Here is a 20,817-nt window from a genome sequence, read left to right as displayed (position 1 = left end):
CGTGACCCCCGGAGGCGCCACCCATGCCCGCCCTACCCACGCCCGACCTCGAAATCCGCGACAGCGTCCGCGCGTTCGCCCTCTCCCTCCCCGGCGCCTTCGAGGACTTCCCCTGGGACGAGAGCGCGGTCGTCAAGGTCAACAGGAAGATCTTCGTCTTCCTCGGCGCCGAGGGGGACACCGCGTCCCCCGGCATCGGTCTCAAGCTCATGGACGAGGCGTCCCACGGCCACGCCCTCACCGTCCCGGGGGCCGCGCCCATGCGCTACGGGCTGGGCCGCTCGGGCTGGGTGACCATCCCGCCGACCGGCACCGACGTGACCGTCGAGCTGCTCCGCGACTGGGTGGAGGAGAGCTACCGCACGATCGCCCCCAAGCGGCTCGTCGCCCGGCTCGACGCGGACTGACGCCGGGGTGGCGGGAGAGGGAACCGGCGGGCCGTGTCGGTGCGAGCGGCCCGCGACGCACGAGAAGGACGAGGTGGGGCGGGATGGGTGAGCACGGGCGGCGGCGGCGTCATCGTACGGTGGACCGGGTCGCGTGGGTCCTGGAGGCCGCCGCCCGGGCGCCGGGCGGGGTGACCGTGGCCGAGTTGGCACGGACGCTTCAGGCGCCGGCGAGTTCGGTGCAGGATCTGGTCAACGGCCTTGTGGCGACCGGTTTTCTGCTGGAACAGCACCGGCGCTTCCGGCTCGGGCCCGCCCCGCACGTCCTCAACCTCATCGCCGGGCGGGTGGTCCCCCGGATCGGCCAGGCCGAACTCGACGAACTGAGCCGTGTCGCGGGCACCCCGGTGCTGCTCACGGTGCGGGTCGGGCTCGACGCCGTCCACCTCGCGCGCGGGGGCGAGGACGAGATTCCCCGCCTCGTGCCGCTCGCCGACGAGCACGTCGCCCGGCCGCTGCTGCGTACCGCCGCGGGCCGGCTGCTGCTGGCCCTCACCGACGAGGTGGAGCGCCGCGGGCTGCTCGACGAGCTCGCCCGCCACGACCCCGAGGCGGTCGCCGAGTTCCGCTCCGCCCTGCCGGCGATCCGCGCGTCACGGATCAGCCGCAGCGAGGGACTGGCCGACCCCGAGGTCAGCGCGCTCGCGATCCCCGTCACCGAGGGCTCCCTCGTCACGGGGGCACTCGTCCTGACGCACCGGCGTCGCGGCCGCTCGGAGCGGCTGTTCCTGGACCGGGCGGCGGCCCGGCTCCTCGCGCACATCCAGGAGAGGCGGACGTGACGTCCGCACCGGTTCACGGATATCCGTGAATCCGGGCGCTCGCCCGGTGCCGGGAACGAGCATCCCGGCATGACTTCGAACACGCTGACCACGACCGGGCCGACGCCGCCCACCGGCGAGATCGTCTCCCGGCTGCTGCGCACCCTCGGCGACCCCGATCCGGCCCGGGGGGCCGAGGACGTCACCGTCGTCGGGGCCGACCCCCTGGTGCCCTCGGTGCACCGCCTCGCCGATGCCATGTCCGCCGCGATCGGTGTCTTCGGGCAGCAGATGGCGGCGGTCGGCGAACAGCGCGGCCACCGGCACCAGAGGGTGGAGGTGCGGGCCGAGGCCGCGATCGACCAGCTCATGGCGACGTATCACACGAGGCTGTCGGGGCGCCCGCTCGATGTTCTGCTCGACGATCCGACACTGCTCGGCAACAACGACTTCTACCGGGCGCGCGACGGCCGGTGGATCTTCATCATCACCACCTACCCGCATCTTCGGGACGCCGTCGCCTCCGTGCTGCGGTGCCCGCTCGACACGGTGGGGATCGCGCGGGCCGCGGCCGACTGGGACGCCTTCACGCTGGAGGAGGCCATCTGCGGCCGCGGCGGCGTCGCGTGCGCCGTGCGCACCCGCGACGAATGGCTCGCCCATCCCGCCGGGCGTCATGTGGCACGGCGCCCGGTCGTCGAGATCGAACGCGTCGGTGACGGACCGGTGCGGCCTCTGGAGCCGATCGGTGAGGCCGACGAGGCACTCGCGGGCGTACGGGTGCTCGATCTCACCCATGTCATCGCGGGTCCCGTCGCGACGCGGCTCCTCGCCCAGTTCGGCGCCGACGTGCTGCATCTGACGCGCCCCGACCGCCCCGACCCGATCCCGATGATCGCCATGACCGGCGGCGGCAAGCGCAACGCCTACTGCGACCTCCGCGACGCGCACGACCGCGCGGCCTTCCACGACGTGCTCCAGGAAGCGGACGTCTTCGTGCACGCCTACCGCGGACTCGCCCGGCACGGAGCGTCGACCGAGGAACTCGTCCGGCGCCGCCCCGGGCTCATCGCCCTCGAATACCACGCCTGGGGCGCCGACGGCCCCTGGGCCGAACGCGGCGGATTCGACCAGCTCGCCTGCTCGGCCACGGGATTCGCCGTCGAGGAGTGGACGGACCGGCCCTCGCTGCCACCGACGTACCTGCTCAACGACTACCTCGCCGCCTACCTCGGGGCCGCCGGCGTCGCGACGGCCCTGCGCCGGCGGGCGACGGAGGGCGGCTCCTGGCGGATCCGCGTGACCTTGGCCGGGGTGTGTCACTGGGTGCGGGAACTCGGGCTGCTGGCACGGGAGGACGTACGCGACCTGCCCCGGCCCGGGAGGACGCCGCTCACCGCACTCTCGACCACCATGACCGACTTCGGCCCGCTCACCGAACCGGCGACACCGTTCGCGTACAGCGGGCGTACGGTTCCCGCGCCCGGCCGGCGTTCCCCGCTCGGCTCCGCCGCGCTCCAGTGGCGGTAGCGCCCCGAAGGGGCGCGGGGAACTGCGCGACCAGCCACGACGCACCCGCAGACAACGTCCGATACCCCCGGAGGTACGCAATGCCCGAGAAACCGAGCGGCCCGCCCGGCCGAGGGCTCCTCGCCGGAGTCCGTGTCATCGAACTGGCCAGTGTGATCATGGCCCCGTACGCCGCCCAGCAGCTCGGCGACCTGGGCGCGGATGTGATCAAGGTCGAACCGCCCACGGGCGACATGACGCGCCACTACCCACCACGACGCCACCCCGGCATGGGCGGCCCGGCACTGAACCTGAACCGCAACAAGCGCAGCGCCGCCATCGATCTCAAGGCCCCGCACGGCCGCGACGCCCTGCTCGCCCTGCTGCGCACCGCCGACGTCTTCATCACCAACCTGCGCCCGCAGGCCCTGGAGCGTCTCCGCCTCGGGTACGACGACGTCGCGGCGGTCAACCCCGGCCTGATCTACGCCAACGCCCAGGGTTTCCGCAGCGACAGCCGCTACGGCACCCACGCCGCCTACGACGACATCATCCAGGCGGCCAGCGGCCTGGTCTGGCTCAACCACAAGGTCTCCGGCCGGCCGCACTACGTCCCCACCGTGCTGGCCGACAAGATCTGCGGCATGCAGATCGCCCAGTCGGTACTGGCCGCGCTGCACTACCGGGAGCACGGCGGCACCGGCCAGCACATCGAGGTCCCGATGGCCGACACCATGCTCGCCTTCAACCTGGTCGAGCACCTGGGCGCGGCCGCCCTGGAGCCCGACGGGGCGTTCGGTTCGGCGCGCTCGCTCAGCCCGGAGCGCCTTGCCCAGCGCACCGCCGACGGCTGGATGTGCATCCTGCCGCACAGCGACCGCGACTGGCGGGAGTTCACCGCCTTCGTCGGCCGCCCCGACTTGGCCGACGACCCGCGCTTCGCCACCGGACCCGACCGGGCCCGCAACGCCGACCAGTTCTATCCGCTGCTCGCGGAACTGACACCACGCCACACCAGCGCCGAGTGGCAGGAGTTCTGCGACCGGGCGGGCATCGCCGCCGCCCCCGTCCTCGACCTGGAATCCGCCGCCACCAGCGCCTACGCCCGCGAGGGCGGCCTGCTGCGCGATGCCGAGCACCCTACCGAGGGCCGCTACCGGGTCATCGGCCGCCCGGTCCGCTACTCGGCCGACCCGGAGCCGGAGCCACGCCCCTGCCCGGGCATCGGCCAGCACACCGACGAGGTCCTCCGCGAAGCCGGCTTCGACCCTTCCCTGCTGCACACCGCGGCTTGACCCACACCGACCCAGGAGCGAATGAACCATGTCGCCTTCCACGCTCTCACCGATCGCATTCCCTGACGTCGTCCTGCCCGAATCGGCCCGCCGGCTCCGTGCCGAGGTCCGCGCCTTTCTCGACGAGGAGCGCGCCCGCGGCACCGTGCTCGGCCGCCCCGACTCCTGGCTGGCCGGCTGGGATCCCGGCTTCAGCCGTCGCCTCGCCGGGCGCGGCTGGGTCGGGATGGCCCTGCCCACCGAATACGGCGGCGCGGGCCGCGGCTTCCTGGAGCGCTATGTGGTGATCGAGGAACTGCTCGCCGCCGGCGCCCCGGTCAGCGCGCACTGGGTCTCCGACCGGCAGGCCGGCCCGTCCGTCCTCCAGCACGGCACCGAGGAGCAGCGCCGCTTCTTCCTGCCCCGGATCGCCGCCGGACAGTGCTTCTTCTCCATCGGCATGAGCGAGAAGAGCAGCGGCTCCGACCTCGCCTCGGTCGCCACCCGGGCGGAACGCACCGCCGACGGATGGCGGTTGACCGGCACCAAGATGTGGACCGGCGGCGCCCACGTCAACGACTACGCCATCGTGCTGGCCCGCACCGACGAGGCCGAGGACAGGCACGCCGGTCTCAGCCAGTTCATCGTCGACCTGCGTGCCCCGGGGGTACGGGTCGAGCCGATCCGGCTGATGAGCGGCGAGCACCGCTTCAACGCCTGCCACCTCGAAGGCGTCCGCGTCCCCGACGGCATGCTGCTCGGACGGCGGGGCGACGGGTGGAAGCAGGTCACCGGCGAACTCGCCTTCGAGCGCAGTGGCCCGGAACGTTACCTGTCCACCTTCCCCCTGCTGGTCTCCCTGCTCCGCGAGCTGGAGCGGCGCCCGGCCACGGCCGAGCGGCTCACCCAGGTCGGCCTCCTCACCGCCCGTCTGCACAGCGTCCGCCGGCTGTCCCTCGGCGTGGCCGCGGCCCTGGACGCCGGAGCCTCGCCCGACATCCAGGCCGCCCTGGTCAAGGACCTCGGCACCCGCCTGGAGGGCACGCTGATCGACACCGTCCGCGGTGTCCTGCCGACCCCGGCCGATCCGCACGCCACCCCCGGCAGCCACCCCGAACTGCTCGCCTTCGCCCTGCTGCACAGCCCCGGCTACACGCTGCGCGGCGGCACCAACGAAATCCTTCGCGGCATCATCACTCGTGGACTGGAGCGGCACTGATGAACACCCACACCATAGACACCGGCACGCCCGTCATCTCCGCCGACGCCTACGACACCCACGCCTTCTACGCCGATCCCGACACCATCGCCGTCGTCGCCAACACCACCGCCCCCGACGCCGTGGCCCTTCCGGCCCCGGACGCCTCCACCGCCGAGCTCCTCGCCGCCGCCCAGGAGGCGGGACGCCGAGCGGTCCCCGCCCCACTGGCCGAAACGGCCCTGGTGGCCCGCCCACTGTTGCGCCGCGTCGGCCTCCCCGTGCCGGACGGCCCGCTCAGCTACGCCATCGCCCCCGAGCTCACGGTCCGTTACGCCCACCCGGCCGCCTCCCCCGTCGGCTCGGCCGGGTGTCTGGGCGACGAGGACACCCTGCTGGTCAGCGGCACCCTGCGCCGCGTCCCCTGGGCCCGCGCCGCCACCACGGTGGTCGTCCTGGCCACCGCCCCGTCGGGGCCGGTCCTGTTCACCCTCGCTCCCGACCAGGCCGTCCTCACCCCCGGCGGCAACCTCGCCGAGGAACCCCGCGACGACCTGTACCTCGCCGGCCTCGAGATCCCCGCCTCACGGGTCCGCCGGGTCTCCCCCGAACTGCTCGACGAGGCCCGGCTCCGCGCGGCCCTGGCCCGCTCCGCCCTGATGGCCGGGGCCGCCGAACGCTGCGTGGAGCTGACGGCCGCCCACACCGCCGCCCGCACGCAGTTCGGCCGTCCGCTCAGCCACTTCCAGGCCGTCAAGCAGGAGGAGGCGCGGCTGATCGAGGAGGCGGCCCTGGTCCGCGCCGCCGTCCGGGCCGCCGCCGCGCCGCTGGACACCGGCGGCCCGGCCGCACACCTCGCCGTCGCCGCCGCCAAGACCCAGGCGTCCGCCTCGGCCGCCGAGATCGCCCGTATCGCCCACCAGCTCCACGGCGCCCTCGGCATCACCCTGCTCAGCCCGCTCCACCTCGCCACCACCCGCCTGTGGTCCTGGCGCGACGAGGACGGCGACGAGACCTACTGGGCCCTCCGCCTGGCCGGGTCCCTCACCGCCACGACCCTCTGGCCCGCCCTCACCACCACGCCCTGACCCCTCGCCCCGCAAGACCCTTGTGGTCGATGGAACTCGTTCCTAACATCACGAGTGTTACAGCGGTTGTGTCACAAGGACGTGGGGGCCGTATGGGCGACGGGGCGGGCGCGACAGTGAGTGGGCCGCTCGCCGGGGTGCGGGTGGTGGAGCTGGCGGGCATCGGGCCCGGGCCGTTCGCCGCCATGCTCCTCGGCGATCTCGGCGCCGACGTGGTCCGCGTCGAGCGGCCCGGCGGGCCCGGGCTGGCCATCGATCCGGCCTCCGACATCACCAACCGCAACAAACGCTCGGTCCTCGTGGACCTCAAGTCCGAGGACGGCGCGCGCACCGTCCTCGACCTGGCCGCCCGCGCGGACGTGCTGATCGAGGGCTACCGCCCCGGCGTCGCCGAGCGCCTGGGCGTGGGGCCCGACGCCGCGCTGGCCCGCAACCCCGCGCTCGTCTACGGCCGGATGACCGGCTGGGGGCAGAACGGGCCGCTCGCCGCCGACGCCGGGCACGACATCGGCTACATCGCCGTCACCGGCGCCCTCGGGCTGACCGGGCCCGCCGACGGACCGCCCTACGCGCCCGCCAATCTCCTCGGCGACTACGCGGGCGGCTCCCTCTACCTCGTCATCGGGATCCTCGCCGCCCTCCAGCACGTCCGCTCCGGGGGACCCGGGCAGGTCGTGGACGCCGCGATCGTCGACGGCACCGCCCACCTCACCGCGATGCTCCACGGCATGCTCGCCGCCGGCCGCTGGCAGGACCGGCGCGGCGCCAACCTCCTCGACGGCGGGGTGCCGTTCTACGGGACGTACGAGACGGCCGACGGCGGGTACATGGCGGTGGGCGCGCTGGAACCGCGCTTCTACGCCGAGTTCACCCGCCTCCTCGGCCTGGCGGAGGGCACGCCCGGCCGCGAGGACCCCGCCCGCTGGGGCGAGCTGCGGGCCGCCATCGCCGAGCGCTTCAGGCAGCGCACCCGGGCGGAATGGACGGAGGTTTTCGAGGGATCGGACGCGTGCGTCGCGCCCGTCCTGTCGCTGCGCGAGGCCCCGGACCACCCGCACCTCGCCGCACGCGCCACGTTCACCAGCCACGGCGGCATCACCCAGCCCGCCCCCGCACCCCGCTTCTCCGCCACCCCCGGCTCCGTGCGCCGGCCGCCCGCGCGGCCGGGGGCGGACACCGCCGAGGTGGCCCGCGACTGGGACGTCCCCGGTCTCGAACGGCACGCCGAACGCCACGCGCCGGGCGTCGGCGCGACAGAGAAAGGCAGCCAGAAACGATGAAGCGTCAGCTCTTCACCGCCGACCACGAAGCCTTCCGCGAGACCGTGCGCACCTTCCTCGCCAAGGAGGTGACCCCGCACCAGGAGCGGTGGGAGAAGGACGGCATCGTCTCCCGTGACGCCTGGCGGGCCGCCGGGCGCCAGGGACTGCTGGGCCTCGCCGTGCCCGAGGAGTACGGCGGCGGGGGCAACCAGGACTTCCGCTACAGCGCCGTGCTCGCCGAGGAGTTCGCCCGCGCCGGGGCGGCCGGACTCGCCGTCCAGCTGCACAACGACATGGTCGGCCCGTATCTGGCGAACCTTTCGACCGAGGAGCAGAAGCGGCGCTGGCTGCCGGGGTTCTGCTCGGGCGAGACCATCAGCGCCATCGCCATGACCGAGCCCGGCGCGGGCTCCGACCTCCAGGGCATCCGCACCACCGCCGAGGACCGGGGCGACCACTGGCTGCTCAACGGCGCCAAGACCTTCATCTCCAACGGCATCCTCGCCGACCTGGTCGTCGTCGTGGCCCGGACGACGCCGGAAGGCGGAGCCAGGGGGCTGAGCCTGCTGGTCGTCGAGCGGGGCATGCCGGGCTTCGAGCGCGGCCGCAACCTCGACAAGATCGGGCAGAAGGCGCAGGACACCGCCGAGCTGTTCTTCGACGACGTCCGCGTCCCCAAGGAGAACCTGCTGGGTGAACCGGACGGAGCCTTCGGGCACCTGATGGCCAATCTGCCGCAGGAGCGACTGAGCATCGCCGTCTCCGCGATCGCCGCGTCCGAGCACCTGCTGGAGATCACCACCCGCTACGTCAAGGAGCGCGAGGCGTTCGGCCGGCCGCTGGCCAGGCTCCAGCACATCCGCTTCGAGATCGCCGAGATGGCCACCGAGTGCGCGGTCACCCGCGCCTTCCTCGACCGCTGCGTCACCGACCACGACCGGGGCGAGCTCGACGCCGTCCACGCCTCCATGGCCAAGTGGTGGGCGACCGAGCTCCAGAAGCGCGTCGCCGACCGGTGCCTGCAGCTCCACGGCGGGTACGGCTACATGGCCGAGTTCCCGGTGGCGAAGGCGTTCACCGACGGGCGGATCCAGACGATCTACGGGGGTACGACCGAGATCATGAAGGAGATCATCGGCCGCTCCCTGCTCTCCTGACCCCTCTCCCCCTGCCTCCCCCTGCTGACTTCCGAAAGGCCCACGCCCTTGAGCACCGAAGCGTACGTATACGAGGCGATCCGCACCCCGCGCGGCCGTGGCAAGGCCAACGGCGGCCTCCACGGCACCAAGCCCATCGACCTGGTCGTCGGGCTGATCCACGAGCTCCGGCGGCGCCTCCCGGACCTCGACCCGGCCGCGATCGACGACATCGTGCTCGGCGTCGTCAGCCCCATCGGCGACCAGGGCTCCGACATCGCCCGGATCGCCGCCATCGCCGCCGGGCTGCCCGACACCGTGGCGGGCGTCCAGGAGAACCGCTTCTGTGCGTCGGGCCTGGAGGCCGTCAACCTCGCCGCCGCCAAGGTCCGCTCCGGCTGGGAGGACCTGGTCCTCGCGGGCGGCGTGGAGTCGATGTCGCGGGTGCCCATCGCCTCCGACGGCGGCGCGTGGTTCGCGGACCCGATGACCAACCTCGACGTCAACTTCGTGCCCCAGGGCATCGGCGCCGACCTGATCGCCACGCTCGGCGGCTTCTCCCGCCGGGACGTGGACGCCTTCGCCGCGCGGTCGCAGGAGCTGGCCGCCGCCGCGTGGAAGGACGGCCGCTTCGACCGCTCGGTGGTGCCCGTACTCGACCGCAACGGCCTCGTCGTCCTCGACCGCGACGAGCACCTGCGCCCCGGCACCACGGTCGACACCCTCGCCGCCCTCAAGCCCTCCTTCGCGGCCCTGGGCGAGCAGGGCGGCTTCGACGCGGTGGCGCTGCAGGAGTACCACCGGGTGGAGAAGATCGACCACGTCCACCACGCGGGCAACTCCTCGGGCATCGTCGACGGCGCGTCGCTCGTGGCCATCGGCAACCGCGAGGTGGGCGAGCGCTACGGGCTGCGGCCCCGGGCCCGTATCGTCTCGGCCGCCGTCTCCGGCTCCGAGCCGACCATCATGCTCACCGGCCCGGCGCCGGCCACGCGCAAGGCGCTGGCCAAGGCGGGGCTGACCATCGACGACATGGACTTGATCGAGGTCAACGAGGCGTTCGCGGCGGTCGTACTGCGGTTCGTGGAGGAGATGGGCGCGGACCTGGAGAAGGTCAACGTCAACGGCGGCGCCATCGCGCTGGGCCATCCGCTGGGGGCGACGGGCGCGATGCTGCTGGGCACGGTCGTGGACGAACTGGAACGGCGGGACGGCCGCTACGGGCTGATCACGCTCTGCGTCGGGGGCGGGATGGGAATCGCGACGGTGGTGGAACGGGTGTAGCGCCTGCGGCGGGCCGTGCGCCGGTCCCACCCTTTCCCCGTTTCCTGGGGGCTACGCCCCAGCCCCCCGACATACCAGGAGCACCCGGCATGACCACACCCACCACCATCCGCTACGACCGCGACGCGACCGGCGTCGTCACCCTCACCCTCGACGACCCCGCCCAGTCCGCCAACACCATGAACGACGCCTTCAAGGCCTCCCTCGCGGCGGTCGCCGACCGCCTGGAGGCCGAGAAGGAAGAGATCCGCGGCGTGATCGTCACCTCCGCGAAGAAGACCTTCTTCGCGGGCGGCGACCTCCGCGAGCTCATCAAGGCCACCCCCGCCGACGCCCGGCGCGTCTTCGACGCCGGCATGGCCGTCAAGCGCGACCTGCGCCGCATCGAGACCCTCGGCGTCCCCGTCGTCGCCGCGATCAACGGCGCCGCGCTCGGCGGCGGTTACGAGATCGCCCTCGCCTGCCACCACCGCGTCGCCCTCGACGCGCCCGGCTCGAAGATCGGCCTGCCCGAGGTCACCCTCGGCCTGCTCCCGGGAGGCGGCGGCGTCACCCGCACCGTCCGCCTCCTCGGCATCACCGACGCCCTCCTCAAGCTCCTCCTCCAGGGCACCCAGTACAGCCCCCGCCACGCCCTGGAGGCGGGTCTCGTCCACGAGCTCGCCGCCGACCCCGAGGACCTCCTCGCCAAGGCCCGCGCCTTCGTCGACGCCCACCCCACCTCCCGCCAGCCCTGGGACGAGAAGGGCTACAGGATCCCCGGCGGCACCCCCGCCAGCCCCCGCTTCGCCGCGAACCTCCCCGCCTTCCCCGCCACCCTGCGCAAGCAGACCGGCGGCGCCCCCTACCCCGCGCCCCGCAACATCCTCGCGGCGGCCGTGGAGGGCTCGCAGGTCGACTTCGAGACCGCGCAGGTCATCGAGGCCCGCTACTTCACCGAGCTGGTCACCGGGCAGACCGCCAAGAACATGATCCAGGCGTTCTTCTTCGACCTCCAGGCCGTCAATTCCGGCCGCAGCCGCCCCAGGGACATCGCCCCGCGCACCGCCTCGAAGGTCGCCGTCCTCGGCGCGGGCATGATGGGCGCGGGCATCGCCTACGCCTGTGCCAGGGCCGGGCTGGAGGTCGTCCTCAAGGACGTCTCCGCCGAGAACGCCGCCAAGGGCAAGGCGTACTCGGAGCGGCTCCTCGACAAGGCCGTGGCCAGGGGCCGCACCACCGAGGCCGAGCGGGACGCGCTGCTCGCCCGGATCACCCCCACCGCCGGCGTCGCCGATCTCGCGGGCTGCGACGTCGTCATCGAGGCCGTCTTCGAGGACCCGGCGCTCAAGCACAAGGTCTTCCAGGAGATCCAGCAGGTCGTCGCCCCCGACGCGCTGCTGTGCTCCAACACCTCCACGCTGCCCATCACCCTCCTCGCCGAGGGCGTGGAGCGGCCCGCCGACTTCGTCGGGCTGCACTTCTTCTCGCCCGTCGACAAGATGCCGCTGGTGGAGATCATCAAGGGCGAGCGCACCGGCGACGAGGCCCTGGCCCGCGCCTTCGATCTCGTCCGGCGGATCCGCAAGACGCCCATCGTCGTCAACGACTCGCGGGGCTTCTTCACCTCGCGCGTCATCGGCCGGTTCATCAACGAGGGCGTGGCCATGATCGGTGAGGGCCTCCCCGCCGCCTCCGTCGAGCAGGCGGCGGCCCAGGCGGGCTACCCGGCGAAAGTGCTCTCCCTGATGGACGAGCTGACCCTCACTCTGCCCCGCAAAATCCGCGAGGAGACCCGGCGCGCCATCGAGGAAACCGGTGGCACGTGGGTGCCGCACCCGGCCGACGCGGTCCTCGACCGGATGGTGGACGAGTTCGGGCGCACGGGCCGGAGCGGTGGCGCCGGGTTCTACGACTACGTGGACGGCGAGCGCGCCGGGCTGTGGCCGGGGCTGGCGGAGCACTTCGGCCGGCCTGACGCCGGGCCGGACGCCGCGATCCCCTTCGCCGACATGGTGGAGCGCATGCTCTTCTCCGAGGCGCTGGACACCGTCCGCTGCCTGGAGGAGGGCGTGCTGACGTCGGTCGCCGACGCCAACATCGGCTCGGTGATGGGCATCAGCTTCCCCGGCTGGACCGGTGGCGCCCTCCAGTACGTCAACGGCTACGAGGGCGGGCTGCCCGGCTTCCTGGCCCGCGCCCGCGAGCTCCAGGAGGCGTACGGCGAGCGGTTCGCGCCGCCCGCGCTGCTGGTGGCGAAGGCGGAGAAGGGCGAGACGTTCACGGACTGACGCCCTCGGCCGGAGGGGTGTACGGGGGCTCAGCCCCCGTACGTCTCCCGCAGCTCCTGCTTGAGCGAGCGCTGGAAGGCGGTCACCAGCGCCTGTACCACCATCGGCTGCATGTGCGCCGACAGCGACTTCATCGCCTCGACCTGCTCCGGGTCGTCCTCCCGCTCCCGGTAGGGGCCCCAGACCTCCTCGTGGAAGAGCCGGGTGAGCTCGCGCGCCGTCGCCCGGGCGTGCTCCAGGAGGACCGTGCGGGCCGCGAGGATCGTCTCCAGCGCGATGGGCACGTCCAGGAGCGCCAGGCCCAGCCCCAGCAGCCCGGGGTCGACGCGCAAGGCGTCGCCGGATTCGGGACGTTCCAGGACGTTCATCGCGGCGAGCCGGTCGAGGTCGGTATCGGTGAGGGGGCGGCCCGCGCGCCGCTCCAGTGCCTCGCGCGTGGTCTCCTCGGCCTTGTCCGGGGTCCAGGAGGCCACCAGGGCGCGGTGGATGGCCAGGTCGTGGGCGCTCAGGTCGGCCGGGAGGCCGCCCAGATAGCGTTCGATGGCGGCCAGGGTGAGGCCCTGGTGCTGGAGCTCCTCGATCAGGGCGAGCCGGGAGAGGTGGGCGGAGCCGTAGCGGCCGACGCGGCGGGGGCCTATCTCGGGCGGCGGCAGCAGCCCCCGGGTGCTGTAGAAGCGCACGGTACGGACGGTCACGCCGGCGCGGGCCGCCAACTCGTCGACGGTGAGGGAGGTTTCCTGGGTCCCTGTGGTCATCTGCGGTGCCTCGCTCTCCTGTCGCGTCGTGCCCTGCGTGTTGAACAGTATTGCTGTGTCACCACCGCTGTGAAACCCGCAAACGGGAAGGGGCCCGTCGCCGTGGCGACGGGCCTCTTCGAGGGGAACCGGAGGGAACCGGGTCAGTGCTGGTGGCCGTGGCCGTCCTGCGCGGCCTGGATCTTCTTCCAGGACTTGGGCTCGACGGGCTTGGCCGGCGCCGCGAGCGCCTTGCCGGACTTGGCGGCCTTGGGGGCGGCCTTGGGGGCGGCCTTGGCGGCCTTGCCGATGCCGTCCTTCGCGGCGACGGCGGCGCTCGGCTTGCTGTCCGTGAAGAGCCAGGTGTCGAAGAGGCTCTTCAGCTGCTTGCCGGAGACCTTCTCGGCGTACGCCACGAAGTCCTGCACGGAGCCGTTGCCGAACTTGTTGTCCGTCTGCCAGCCCTTGAGGATGGCGAAGAAGGTCTTGTCGCCGACCCGGTTGCGCAGCGCCTGGAGGGCGACCGCGCCACGCTGGTACACGGCGCCGTGGAACTGGTTCTCCGCGCCCGGGTCGCCCGGCTTGACCTTCCAGAAGGCGTTGTCGGCCGGGATGCCGTCGTAGGTGTAGTCGGCGAGCTCCTGCGTGGTGCCCTCGCCCTCCTTGTCCGACCACAGCCACTGGGCGTAGGTGGCGAAGCCCTCGTTGACCCAGATGTCGCGCCAGTTCTTCACCGAGACGTTGTCGCCGAACCACTGGTGGGCGAGCTCGTGCACGACGAGGGAGGTGTTGGCGCCGTTCGCGAAGCCGGAGGGGCTGTAGTACGGGCGGGTCTGGGTCTCCAGCGCGTAGCCCGTCTTGACGTTCGGGACGTAGCCGCCGATCGCGTTGAACGGGTACGGGCCGAAGATCTTGCTCTCCCACTCGATGATCTCGGCGGAGCGCTCGACGCTGGCCTTGGCCGAGGCAAGGTTGTCGCCCAGGTCCTTGCTGTAGGCGTTGAGAACCGGAAGGCCGTCCGCCGTCTTGTCGGTGGTGATGTCGAACTTGCCGATGGCCAGCGTCGTCAGGTACGACGCCTGCGGCTTGGTGGCCCTCCAGTTGTAGCGCGTCCAGCCCAGCTTGGACGACTGCGACTTGAGCTCGCCGTTGCTGACCGTCTGCAGGCCGTCCGGCACCGCGATGGAGATGTCGTAGGTGGCCTTGTCGCGCGGGTGGTCGTTGCTCGGGAACCACCAGGCCGCCGACTCCGGCTCGTTGGCCACGACCGCGCCGTCCGGGGTGCGCTGCCAGGCCGAGTACCCGCCGATCTTCACCTGCGAGGGGGTGCCGCTGTAGCGGACCACGACGGTGATCTGCTTGCCCTCGGGCAGGGGCGCGGAGGGCGTGATCTCCAGCTCGTGGTCGCCCGACTTGGCGAAGAAGGTCGGCTTGCCGTTGACCGTCACCTCGCTCACGTCCAGGGCGAAGTCCAGGTTGAACCGGGACAGCGCCTGCGTGGTGGTGGCGGTGAGGGTCGCCGTGCCCTCCAGCTTGTCCGTCTGCGGCTGGTACTTCAGCCGGAGGTCGTAATGGGATACGTGATAACCGCCGTTCCCGGCCGTCGGGTAGTACGAGTCGCCGACGCCCGGAGCGCCCGGCGTGGGCTCGGCCGCCGACGCCGGGATCGCCAGCAGCAGGGAGGCGGCGGCCGCGGCCGGAACGATCAGTCTGTGACGCACGAGGCACTCCAACTCGTAGGGGGCGAGAGATCAATCGCAGCCTATGTACTCATTGAGTGAGCGGGTATGTCCATGGTGGTTTCTGTCATGTGATCGACACACCGGTGACACCGTAGCCCCCGCCAACCCCCTTCTGCACAGGGGTTTTCCCGCGCTACCGTCCGCCCCATGCCCATACGCTCGCGGAGATCCCGCATACCCTGGACGAAATCCCTCCCCACAGCGCTGATAGCCCTGCTGGCCGTACTGTTGCCGACCCCGGCGCTCGCCGCTCCCGCACCGAACGGCGCGAAACCACCGGGCGAGAGCAGACCCGTCTACTCCTACGACCGGGCCGTCCGCGAGTCCGTGTGGGTCGACACCCGCGTCGACGGCGACCGCGACGGCCGCGCCGACCGCGTGGCCGTCGACATCATCCGCCCCCGCGAGGCCGCCGAGCAGGGCCGCAAGGTGCCCGTCATCATGGACGCCAGCCCGTACTACTCCTGCTGCGGGCGCGGCAACGAGAGCCAGAAGAAGACCTACGACGCGCAGGGCCGCCCGGTCCAGTTCCCCCTCTATTACGACAACTACTTCGTCCCGCGCGGCTACGCCGTCGTCCTGGTCGACCTCACCGGAACCAACCGCTCCGACGGCTGCGTCGACATCGGCGGCCGCTCCGACGTCCAGTCCGCCAAGGCCGTCGTCGACTGGCTGAACGGCCGCGCCCGCGGCTACTCCTCCCGCACCGGGACCACCGCCGTCGCGGCCGACTGGACCACCGGCGCGGTCGGCATGATCGGCAAGAGCTACGACGGCACGATCGCCAACGCCGTCGCCGCCACCGGCGTCAAGGGCCTGAGGACGATCGTCCCCATCGGCGCCATCAGCTCCTGGTACGACTACTACTTCGCCAAGGGCGCCGCCCTCTACGACGGCGGCCCCGACGGCCTGGCCAACGGCATCGAGAGCCCCGAGGCGCGCGGCCGCTGCCAGGCCGTCCAGCGGGAACTCGTCGAGGGCGCGCCCCGCAACGGCGACTGGACGCGGCTGTGGAGCGAGCGCGACTACGTCAAGGACGCCGGCAAGGTGCGCGCCAGCGTCTTCGCCGTCCACGGCATGCAGGACCTCAACGTCCGCACCAAGCACTTCGGCCAGTGGTGGGACGCGCTCGCCGCGCACGGCGTCGAGCGCAAGGTCTGGCTGTCCTCGGCGGGCCACGTCGACCCGTTCGACTTCCGGCGCGACGCGTGGGTGTCCACGCTCCACCGCTGGTTCGACCACTACCTCCTCGGCTACGACAACGGCGTCGAGCGCGAGCCGATGGCCGACGTCGAGCGGGCCCCCGACCAGTGGTCCACCGACCGCGTCTGGCCGCCGACCGGCACGCGCACGGCCGCCCTGCGGCCGGGGGTCGGCGAGGTGCCCGGCGTGGGCACGTTGGGCACGGAGCCCGCGCCGCGCGGGGCCACGGCGGAGTTCACCGACGACCCCGCGCTCGGCGAGGCCGACTGGGCGACGCGGATCGACGAACCGACAGGCAGCAAGGCCGGGTTCGTCACCGGTCCTCTCAGCGAGGACCTGCGTCTCGCGGGCTCCTCGACGGTGCGTTTGACGGTCACGCCGTCGACGACCTCGGCGCATCTCTCGGCCGTCCTCGTCGACCTCGGCCCGGCCACGATCCGCAACTACGCGGGCGACGGCGAGGGCATCCTCACCCTCGCGGACAGCGACTGCCTCGGGTCCGGCACGGCGGGCGACACCGGCTGCTTCAAGCGGACAGCCGCCGACCAGGCCGACGTCGACCACACGGTCTTCAGCCGCGGCTGGGCCGACCTCGGCCACGCGGGGGACCTCGCTCATGGGATTCCGCTCATTCCCGGCAAGCCGTACACCATCACGCTGGACCTCGCCGCGACCGACCACGTCGTCCCGGCGGGCCACCGTCTGGCCCTCATCGTGGCCGGCACGGACGCGGGCCTCATCGTCCCGGCGAGCACGACGCCGCGCGTGACGGTGGACCTCCACGGGACGTCCGCCCAGCTGCCGCTGGTCGGCGGGACGGCGGCGTTCCTCCGCGCGACGCGGGGTGCGGCCGTGTCCGGGGGCGTCACCCCCGTGGCGCCCCCGCGCGGGCTGCGACTGCCGGAGCTGACGCACCGGCCGTAGCCCGGGGGCGGTTACGCCCATGGGGGCCGTAATCCGCTGGCCCTCGTCCCGGCCCGGGCGGGATGATGACGTGCTGCCTGCACGGCATCCGTGACAGCGTTCTCCCTGCCCGGGAAGGGGCTGCGATGACGATTCCCGCTTCCGGACCGCCGACGGGCTCCGGGCCCGAGGTCCGCACGACGGCCGGAGTGCTGCGCGGCCGTACGGAAGGGGGCGTGGCGGTCTTCCGTGGCGTCCCCTTCGCCGAACCGCCGGTGGGCCCGCTCCGGTTCGCCGCGCCACGGCCGGTGAAGGGCTGGGACGGGGTGCGCCCGGCCCTCTCGTACGGGCCGCCGCCTCCGCAGGCCGGTTTCTTCGGCATGGACGCGCTGTCGCGGGACGCGGCGGGCACCGACTGGCTGACGGCCAACGTCTGGTCGCCCGAGCCGTACCCGGGAGCGGGGCTCCCGGTGATGGTGTGGATCCACGGCGGCGGCTACAGCTTCGGCACCGCCGCCCTCCCCGAGTACGACGGGGCCCGCCTCGCGCGCGACGGCGGCGTCGTCGTGGTGACGTTCAACTACCGGCTGGGCATCGAGGGTTTCGCGCCGATCGAGGGCGCCCCCGCCAACCGGGGCCTGCTCGATCAGGTCGCCGTGCTGGAGTGGGTGCGCGACGGCATCCGGGCGTTCGGCGGCGACCCGGACCGCGTCACGGTCTTCGGCCAGTCGGCGGGGGCGGGATCGGTCGCCGCGCTGCTGGCGATGCCGCGCGCGGCCGGGCTCTTCGGCCGGGCGGTCGCGCAGAGCGCGCAGGGCACGTTCTTCTCCCCGGCGCTCGCCGCCGACATCGCCGCCGCCTGCGCCGCCGGGCTGGGGCTGCGGCCCACGGCGGCCGACCTGTCGGCCGTGGCCCCGAACCACCTGGCCGCCGCTGGTGACACGGTCGCCGCCAAGTCCACCTCGTTCGCCGGACGCTGGGGCCGGGCCGCCCTCAGGACGATCCCGTTCTCGCCCGTCGTCGACGGCGACATCCTGCCCGTCACTCCCTGGCAGGCCCTGGCCGACGGCGCGGGCCGGGACGTCGACGTCCTCACCGGCCACACCCGCGACGAGCAACGACTGTTCACCGCGATCGACGGCACGCTCGGCCGAGTGACGGACGAGCCGGCGGCGACCGCCCTCCGGGACTTCGCCCCCGGCCCGGACGGCCCGCGCCGGTACGCCGACGGTTTCCCGGCGGCGGGCCCGGAGGAGCTGTACGAACTGGTCCACTCGGACTGGCTGTTCCGCATGCCGAGTCTCCACCTCGCCGAGGCGCAGATCACCGGCGGCGGACGCGCCCATGTGTACGAGCTGACCTGGCCCGCCCCGGGAATGGGCGGCGCCCTCGGCGCGTGCCACGGCCTCGACGTCCCTCTTGTCTTCGGCAATCTGGCCAGCGGCCAGCCCGCCGCGCTCTTCGGCGAGAGCCCCTCCCCCGCCGGGGAGGAGCTGTCCGCGTCCATGCGCACCGCGTGGACGGCCTTCGCCACCCACGGCGACCCCGGCTGGCCCGCGTACGACGCCGGGCGGCGCCTCACCCGGGTCTTCGACACGCGACCGGCTGTCACGGCCTACCCGGAGGAGGCGTCCCGCCTCATCTGGCAGGACCACGCGTTTGCGGTGCTGCCGCTGATCGGCGAATAGGCGTGCCGGCTACACGGCGGGGTACCGTTTGACTCCCGTCAGGAAGGCGGACCAGGCGGCGGCGGGCAGGGTGAGCACGGGCCCGTCAGGATTCTTGCTGTCCCGGACGGGGACGACGTCGGTAGCCGCGTGTGCGGGGGCCCATTCGACGCACGTCCCGCCGTTCGCGTCGCTGTAGCTGGATTTCACCCATATCGAGTGGGTGAGGTCGGGGGTGGCGCTCATGAACGTATGCCTCCATAACGTGCCGGATGAGGCGGAGAGAATCCGGTAGGGACAGAGCGTTGGCGCGTAGCCGCTCATAGGTCGCACGCGCTTCGCCGACCACTCCCGGCGAGTCATGCACTTGCCCCTGCACGTAGCTCTCCGCGTACAGGACTTCGGTCCCGTCCTGCTGCCTGAGCAAGATAAACGGTGCGCCTCGCACTGGCGTGCCCCCGAAAGGGAGCACCTGAACCGTGATGTGCGGGTGCTCGGACACCGCCGCCAGGTGCTGGAGTTGCCCCCGCATGACGTCGGCGCCGCCCAGGCCGGACCACAGCACGGCCTCGTGCAAGATGACCCAGAACGACGGGGGATTAGGTCCGTCGAATACTTCCCGGCGTCGCATGCGGTCGTCCACATGTTGCTTGATGCGCGGTCGGGAGCCATCGGTAGGGGACGCCCGATAGACGGCTTCGGCGTACTCGGGCGTCTGCAAGATCCCCGCAACCAATACGGGCGAGTAGTCGCAGACAGTGGCCGCTTGGCGCTCCAGCTGAAGATATGGGAGCAGCCACGCCGGATTCCCGGCATCCGCCGCCCGTTGCCGCATCCGGGCGTAAACACCCGGCGTGCCGAACACCCGATCGCACATCTCCGCGAACTGTGGCGACGCGAGTTGCTGACCGCTCTCGACCTTGCTGACGTACGGTTGGCGGCACCACAGCTTGTCGGCCAGCTGGGCCTGCGTCCACCCGCGCGCTTCGCGCGCGAGCCTGATCTCCTTGCCGAACATCGCTGCGGGCGTTTCGACTGCCGCGTCCTCGCTCACGTGCTCAACTCCCTGCATTCCAGAGGTTTCTGGAATGACAAACCGTCTGGTCAGCCACATGTCACGGGTGGAGTCTTGATTCCCGTTCAGACAGCGCGGAACACACGGAGTTCGAACAAATGACGAAGCAAACCACTGCCACGATGACCTACCGCCCCGGCGTATGGCTCGTGGACACCCATCTCGACCGCCTCGGCTGCCTCATGGCCACCGAAGGCGGCAGGGCGCAGCTCCGACCACCGGGTGGCGGACGGGAGTGGGAGGCGCGGCCCGGCGCCCTCCGGCTGGCGACCGCCGTCGAGAAGCGCGCGGCAGGTGTCCGGTGACGATCTCGCTCCCCCACACCAGCGGCGGAGCGCCCGGCGCGCCGCCCTGCTCGCAGTGCGCGCTCTTCGCCCGCGCGAAGGCCGGCGCCGTGGAACGGTCCGACCCGATGGCCCTCGCCCAGTACGAGGCGGCCGAGAAGGCGCACTGGGCCCGGGCGCACCCGGAGCACCCGGTGAACTCGCTATGAGGCCTCTTCCGCCAGCGCGCGCCGGCAGAGGGAGTCGGCCGCGCGGGTGGTCTCGGGGAGCCGGTAGCGGGGGGACAGGGCCAGGGACCACGCGCAGGCGTGGTCGAGGTTCACGCGGTGGCCGACCGAGACGAAGACGGGCTTGACGCCCTTCTGGGTGCGCAGGGCCCGGCCGACCTCCTCCGCGCCGTCCAGCAGCGGGGACGTGTCGCCGCGTGCCGGGCCCGGCGCGTCGTATGTGAAGGTGAAGGGGTTCTTGGCGACGCCGATCGTGGGCAGGCCCGTGAGGACGCCGAGGTGGCTGGCGAGGCCGAAGCGGCGGGGGTGGGCCAGGCCGTAGCCGTCGCAGACGACAAGGCCGGGGGTGGCGGTGAGGCGGTCGAGGACGGCGAGGACGGTGGGGATCTCGCGGAAGGCGAGCAGCCCCGGCACGTAGGGGAAGGCGACGCGGCCCACGGCCGTCGCCTCCTCGACCACCTCCAGGGTGGTCCCGTCGAGCGCGACGGCCGCCGCGACGACCACGTCGCGCTCGTCGTCGTAGGCGACGTCCACGCCCACCGCGATCAGTGGCGCGCCCGGCTGCGGGCCGGGCTCGTCGAGGATCACCCGGCCGCGCAACTCGTCCTGCACGGCGGTCGCTTCCGCCTCGGTCGTAGGCCAGCCGGGCGGCAGGGGGCGGGGTGCGTCGATCATGGTGGCCCACGGTACCGGGCGGGGGCCCGGCCGCCGGGGCGGGGGTGCCGTCCCGGGCGGCTGGGCGTAGCCTGTCGAT

18 protein-coding genes and 1 pseudogene are annotated in these 20,817 nt (G+C 72.7%); 14 read left to right on the top strand and 5 right to left on the bottom strand.

What is annotated here, in order from left to right; genetic code table 11:
- Nucleotides 1-23 precede the first annotated feature (23 nt).
- The 10 genes from EKH77_RS26455 to EKH77_RS26410 all read left to right on the top strand — a co-directional run bounded on the left by EKH77_RS26455 (nucleotide 24) and on the right by EKH77_RS26410 (nucleotide 12,228).
- Nucleotides 24-407, top strand: a complete 384-nt coding sequence (locus EKH77_RS26455) for an MmcQ/YjbR family DNA-binding protein (protein WP_126916787.1) — start codon at nucleotides 24-26, stop codon at nucleotides 405-407.
- A gap of 83 nt (nucleotides 408-490) precedes the next feature.
- Nucleotides 491-1,228 (top strand): helix-turn-helix domain-containing protein, encoded by a 738-nt coding sequence (locus EKH77_RS26450; RefSeq protein WP_126916786.1) that lies wholly within the window; start codon nucleotides 491-493, stop codon nucleotides 1,226-1,228.
- Nucleotides 1,229-1,297: 69 nt separating this feature from the next.
- On the top strand, nucleotides 1,298-2,737 hold the full coding sequence (locus tag EKH77_RS26445; RefSeq protein WP_126916785.1) for a CoA transferase: 1,440 nt from the start codon (nucleotides 1,298-1,300) through the stop codon (nucleotides 2,735-2,737).
- An 80-nt stretch (nucleotides 2,738-2,817) separates the two neighbouring features.
- Nucleotides 2,818-4,011: a CaiB/BaiF CoA transferase family protein gene (locus EKH77_RS26440; protein WP_126916784.1), complete on the top strand. Its 1,194-nt coding sequence runs from the start codon at nucleotides 2,818-2,820 to the stop codon at nucleotides 4,009-4,011.
- Between the two features lie 28 nt (nucleotides 4,012-4,039).
- A complete protein-coding gene (locus EKH77_RS26435) occupies nucleotides 4,040-5,209 on the top strand; it encodes an acyl-CoA dehydrogenase family protein (RefSeq protein ID WP_126916783.1) in 1,170 nt (389 codons plus the stop codon).
- Nucleotides 5,209-6,276 carry an acyl-CoA dehydrogenase family protein gene (locus tag EKH77_RS34425; RefSeq protein WP_126916782.1) on the top strand — a complete coding sequence of 356 codons (1,068 nt, stop codon included), beginning with the start codon at nucleotides 5,209-5,211 and terminating at the stop codon, nucleotides 6,274-6,276. Before EKH77_RS26435 ends, EKH77_RS34425 begins: the two co-directional genes overlap by 1 nt.
- 92 nt (nucleotides 6,277-6,368) lie before the next feature.
- Nucleotides 6,369-7,556 carry a CaiB/BaiF CoA transferase family protein gene (locus EKH77_RS26425; protein ID WP_164737864.1) on the top strand — a complete coding sequence of 396 codons (1,188 nt, stop codon included), beginning with the start codon at nucleotides 6,369-6,371 and terminating at the stop codon, nucleotides 7,554-7,556.
- Entirely contained in the window at nucleotides 7,553-8,695 is a 1,143-nt protein-coding gene (locus tag EKH77_RS26420) for an acyl-CoA dehydrogenase family protein (RefSeq protein WP_126916781.1), read from the top strand. The genes EKH77_RS26425 and EKH77_RS26420 overlap by 4 nt, the downstream gene beginning before the upstream one ends.
- A 48-nt stretch (nucleotides 8,696-8,743) precedes the next feature.
- Nucleotides 8,744-9,958: an acetyl-CoA C-acetyltransferase gene (locus EKH77_RS26415; RefSeq protein ID WP_126916780.1), complete on the top strand. Its 1,215-nt coding sequence runs from the start codon at nucleotides 8,744-8,746 to the stop codon at nucleotides 9,956-9,958.
- A gap of 89 nt (nucleotides 9,959-10,047) precedes the next feature.
- Nucleotides 10,048-12,228, top strand: coding sequence for a 3-hydroxyacyl-CoA dehydrogenase NAD-binding domain-containing protein (locus tag EKH77_RS26410; RefSeq protein ID WP_126916779.1), 2,181 nt, complete (start codon nucleotides 10,048-10,050; stop codon nucleotides 12,226-12,228).
- 29 nt (nucleotides 12,229-12,257) lie between these two features.
- Here the strand turns inward: EKH77_RS26410 and EKH77_RS26405 are convergent, their stop codons facing one another.
- Nucleotides 12,258-12,983, bottom strand: coding sequence for a MerR family transcriptional regulator (locus EKH77_RS26405; protein ID WP_126916778.1), 726 nt, complete (start codon nucleotides 12,981-12,983; stop codon nucleotides 12,258-12,260).
- A 143-nt stretch (nucleotides 12,984-13,126) separates the two neighbouring features.
- On the bottom strand, nucleotides 13,127-14,683 hold the full coding sequence (locus tag EKH77_RS26400; RefSeq protein ID WP_126916777.1) for a M1 family metallopeptidase: 1,557 nt from the start codon (nucleotides 14,681-14,683) through the stop codon (nucleotides 13,127-13,129).
- A 168-nt stretch (nucleotides 14,684-14,851) separates the two neighbouring features.
- Between EKH77_RS26400 and EKH77_RS26395 the strand changes: the two genes are divergently transcribed.
- A complete protein-coding gene (locus EKH77_RS26395) occupies nucleotides 14,852-16,831 on the top strand; it encodes a Xaa-Pro dipeptidyl-peptidase (protein ID WP_126916776.1) in 1,980 nt (659 codons plus the stop codon).
- Between the two features lie 125 nt (nucleotides 16,832-16,956).
- Nucleotides 16,957-18,498 (top strand): carboxylesterase/lipase family protein, encoded by a 1,542-nt coding sequence (locus EKH77_RS26390; RefSeq protein WP_126916775.1) that lies wholly within the window; start codon nucleotides 16,957-16,959, stop codon nucleotides 18,496-18,498.
- A gap of 9 nt (nucleotides 18,499-18,507) precedes the next feature.
- Here EKH77_RS26390 and EKH77_RS33990 read toward each other — a convergent pair whose 3' ends face one another.
- Together EKH77_RS33990 and EKH77_RS26380 are read right to left on the bottom strand one after the other, a co-directional pair.
- On the bottom strand, nucleotides 18,508-18,723 hold the full coding sequence (locus EKH77_RS33990; RefSeq protein ID WP_126916774.1) for a DUF397 domain-containing protein: 216 nt from the start codon (nucleotides 18,721-18,723) through the stop codon (nucleotides 18,508-18,510).
- A gap of 31 nt (nucleotides 18,724-18,754) precedes the next feature.
- Nucleotides 18,755-19,495, bottom strand: a pseudogene (locus EKH77_RS26380) (helix-turn-helix domain-containing protein); the annotation flags it as partial.
- 155 nt (nucleotides 19,496-19,650) lie between these two features.
- On the opposite strand from EKH77_RS26380, the gene EKH77_RS26375 reads away from it, so the two are divergent.
- Both EKH77_RS26375 and EKH77_RS26370 read left to right on the top strand, forming a co-directional pair.
- Nucleotides 19,651-19,857 (top strand): hypothetical protein, encoded by a 207-nt coding sequence (locus EKH77_RS26375; RefSeq protein ID WP_240667542.1) that lies wholly within the window; start codon nucleotides 19,651-19,653, stop codon nucleotides 19,855-19,857.
- Complete coding sequence (locus tag EKH77_RS26370) at nucleotides 19,854-20,045, top strand: hypothetical protein (protein WP_126916773.1); 192 nt, start codon at nucleotides 19,854-19,856, stop codon at nucleotides 20,043-20,045. The genes EKH77_RS26375 and EKH77_RS26370 overlap by 4 nt, the downstream gene beginning before the upstream one ends.
- Here the strand turns inward: EKH77_RS26370 and EKH77_RS26365 are convergent.
- Entirely contained in the window at nucleotides 20,040-20,738 is a 699-nt protein-coding gene (locus tag EKH77_RS26365) for an endonuclease V (protein ID WP_126916772.1), read from the bottom strand. The genes EKH77_RS26370 and EKH77_RS26365 overlap by 6 nt on opposite strands.
- Nucleotides 20,739-20,817: the final 79 nt, after the last annotated feature.

This window comes from Streptomyces luteoverticillatus, assembly GCF_003970715.1.
Classification (GTDB): Bacteria; Actinomycetota; Actinomycetes; order Streptomycetales; family Streptomycetaceae; genus Streptomyces; species Streptomyces abikoensis.
Note: the sequence above shows the minus strand (reverse complement) of the source record. Positions and strands in the feature narration are given on the sequence as shown.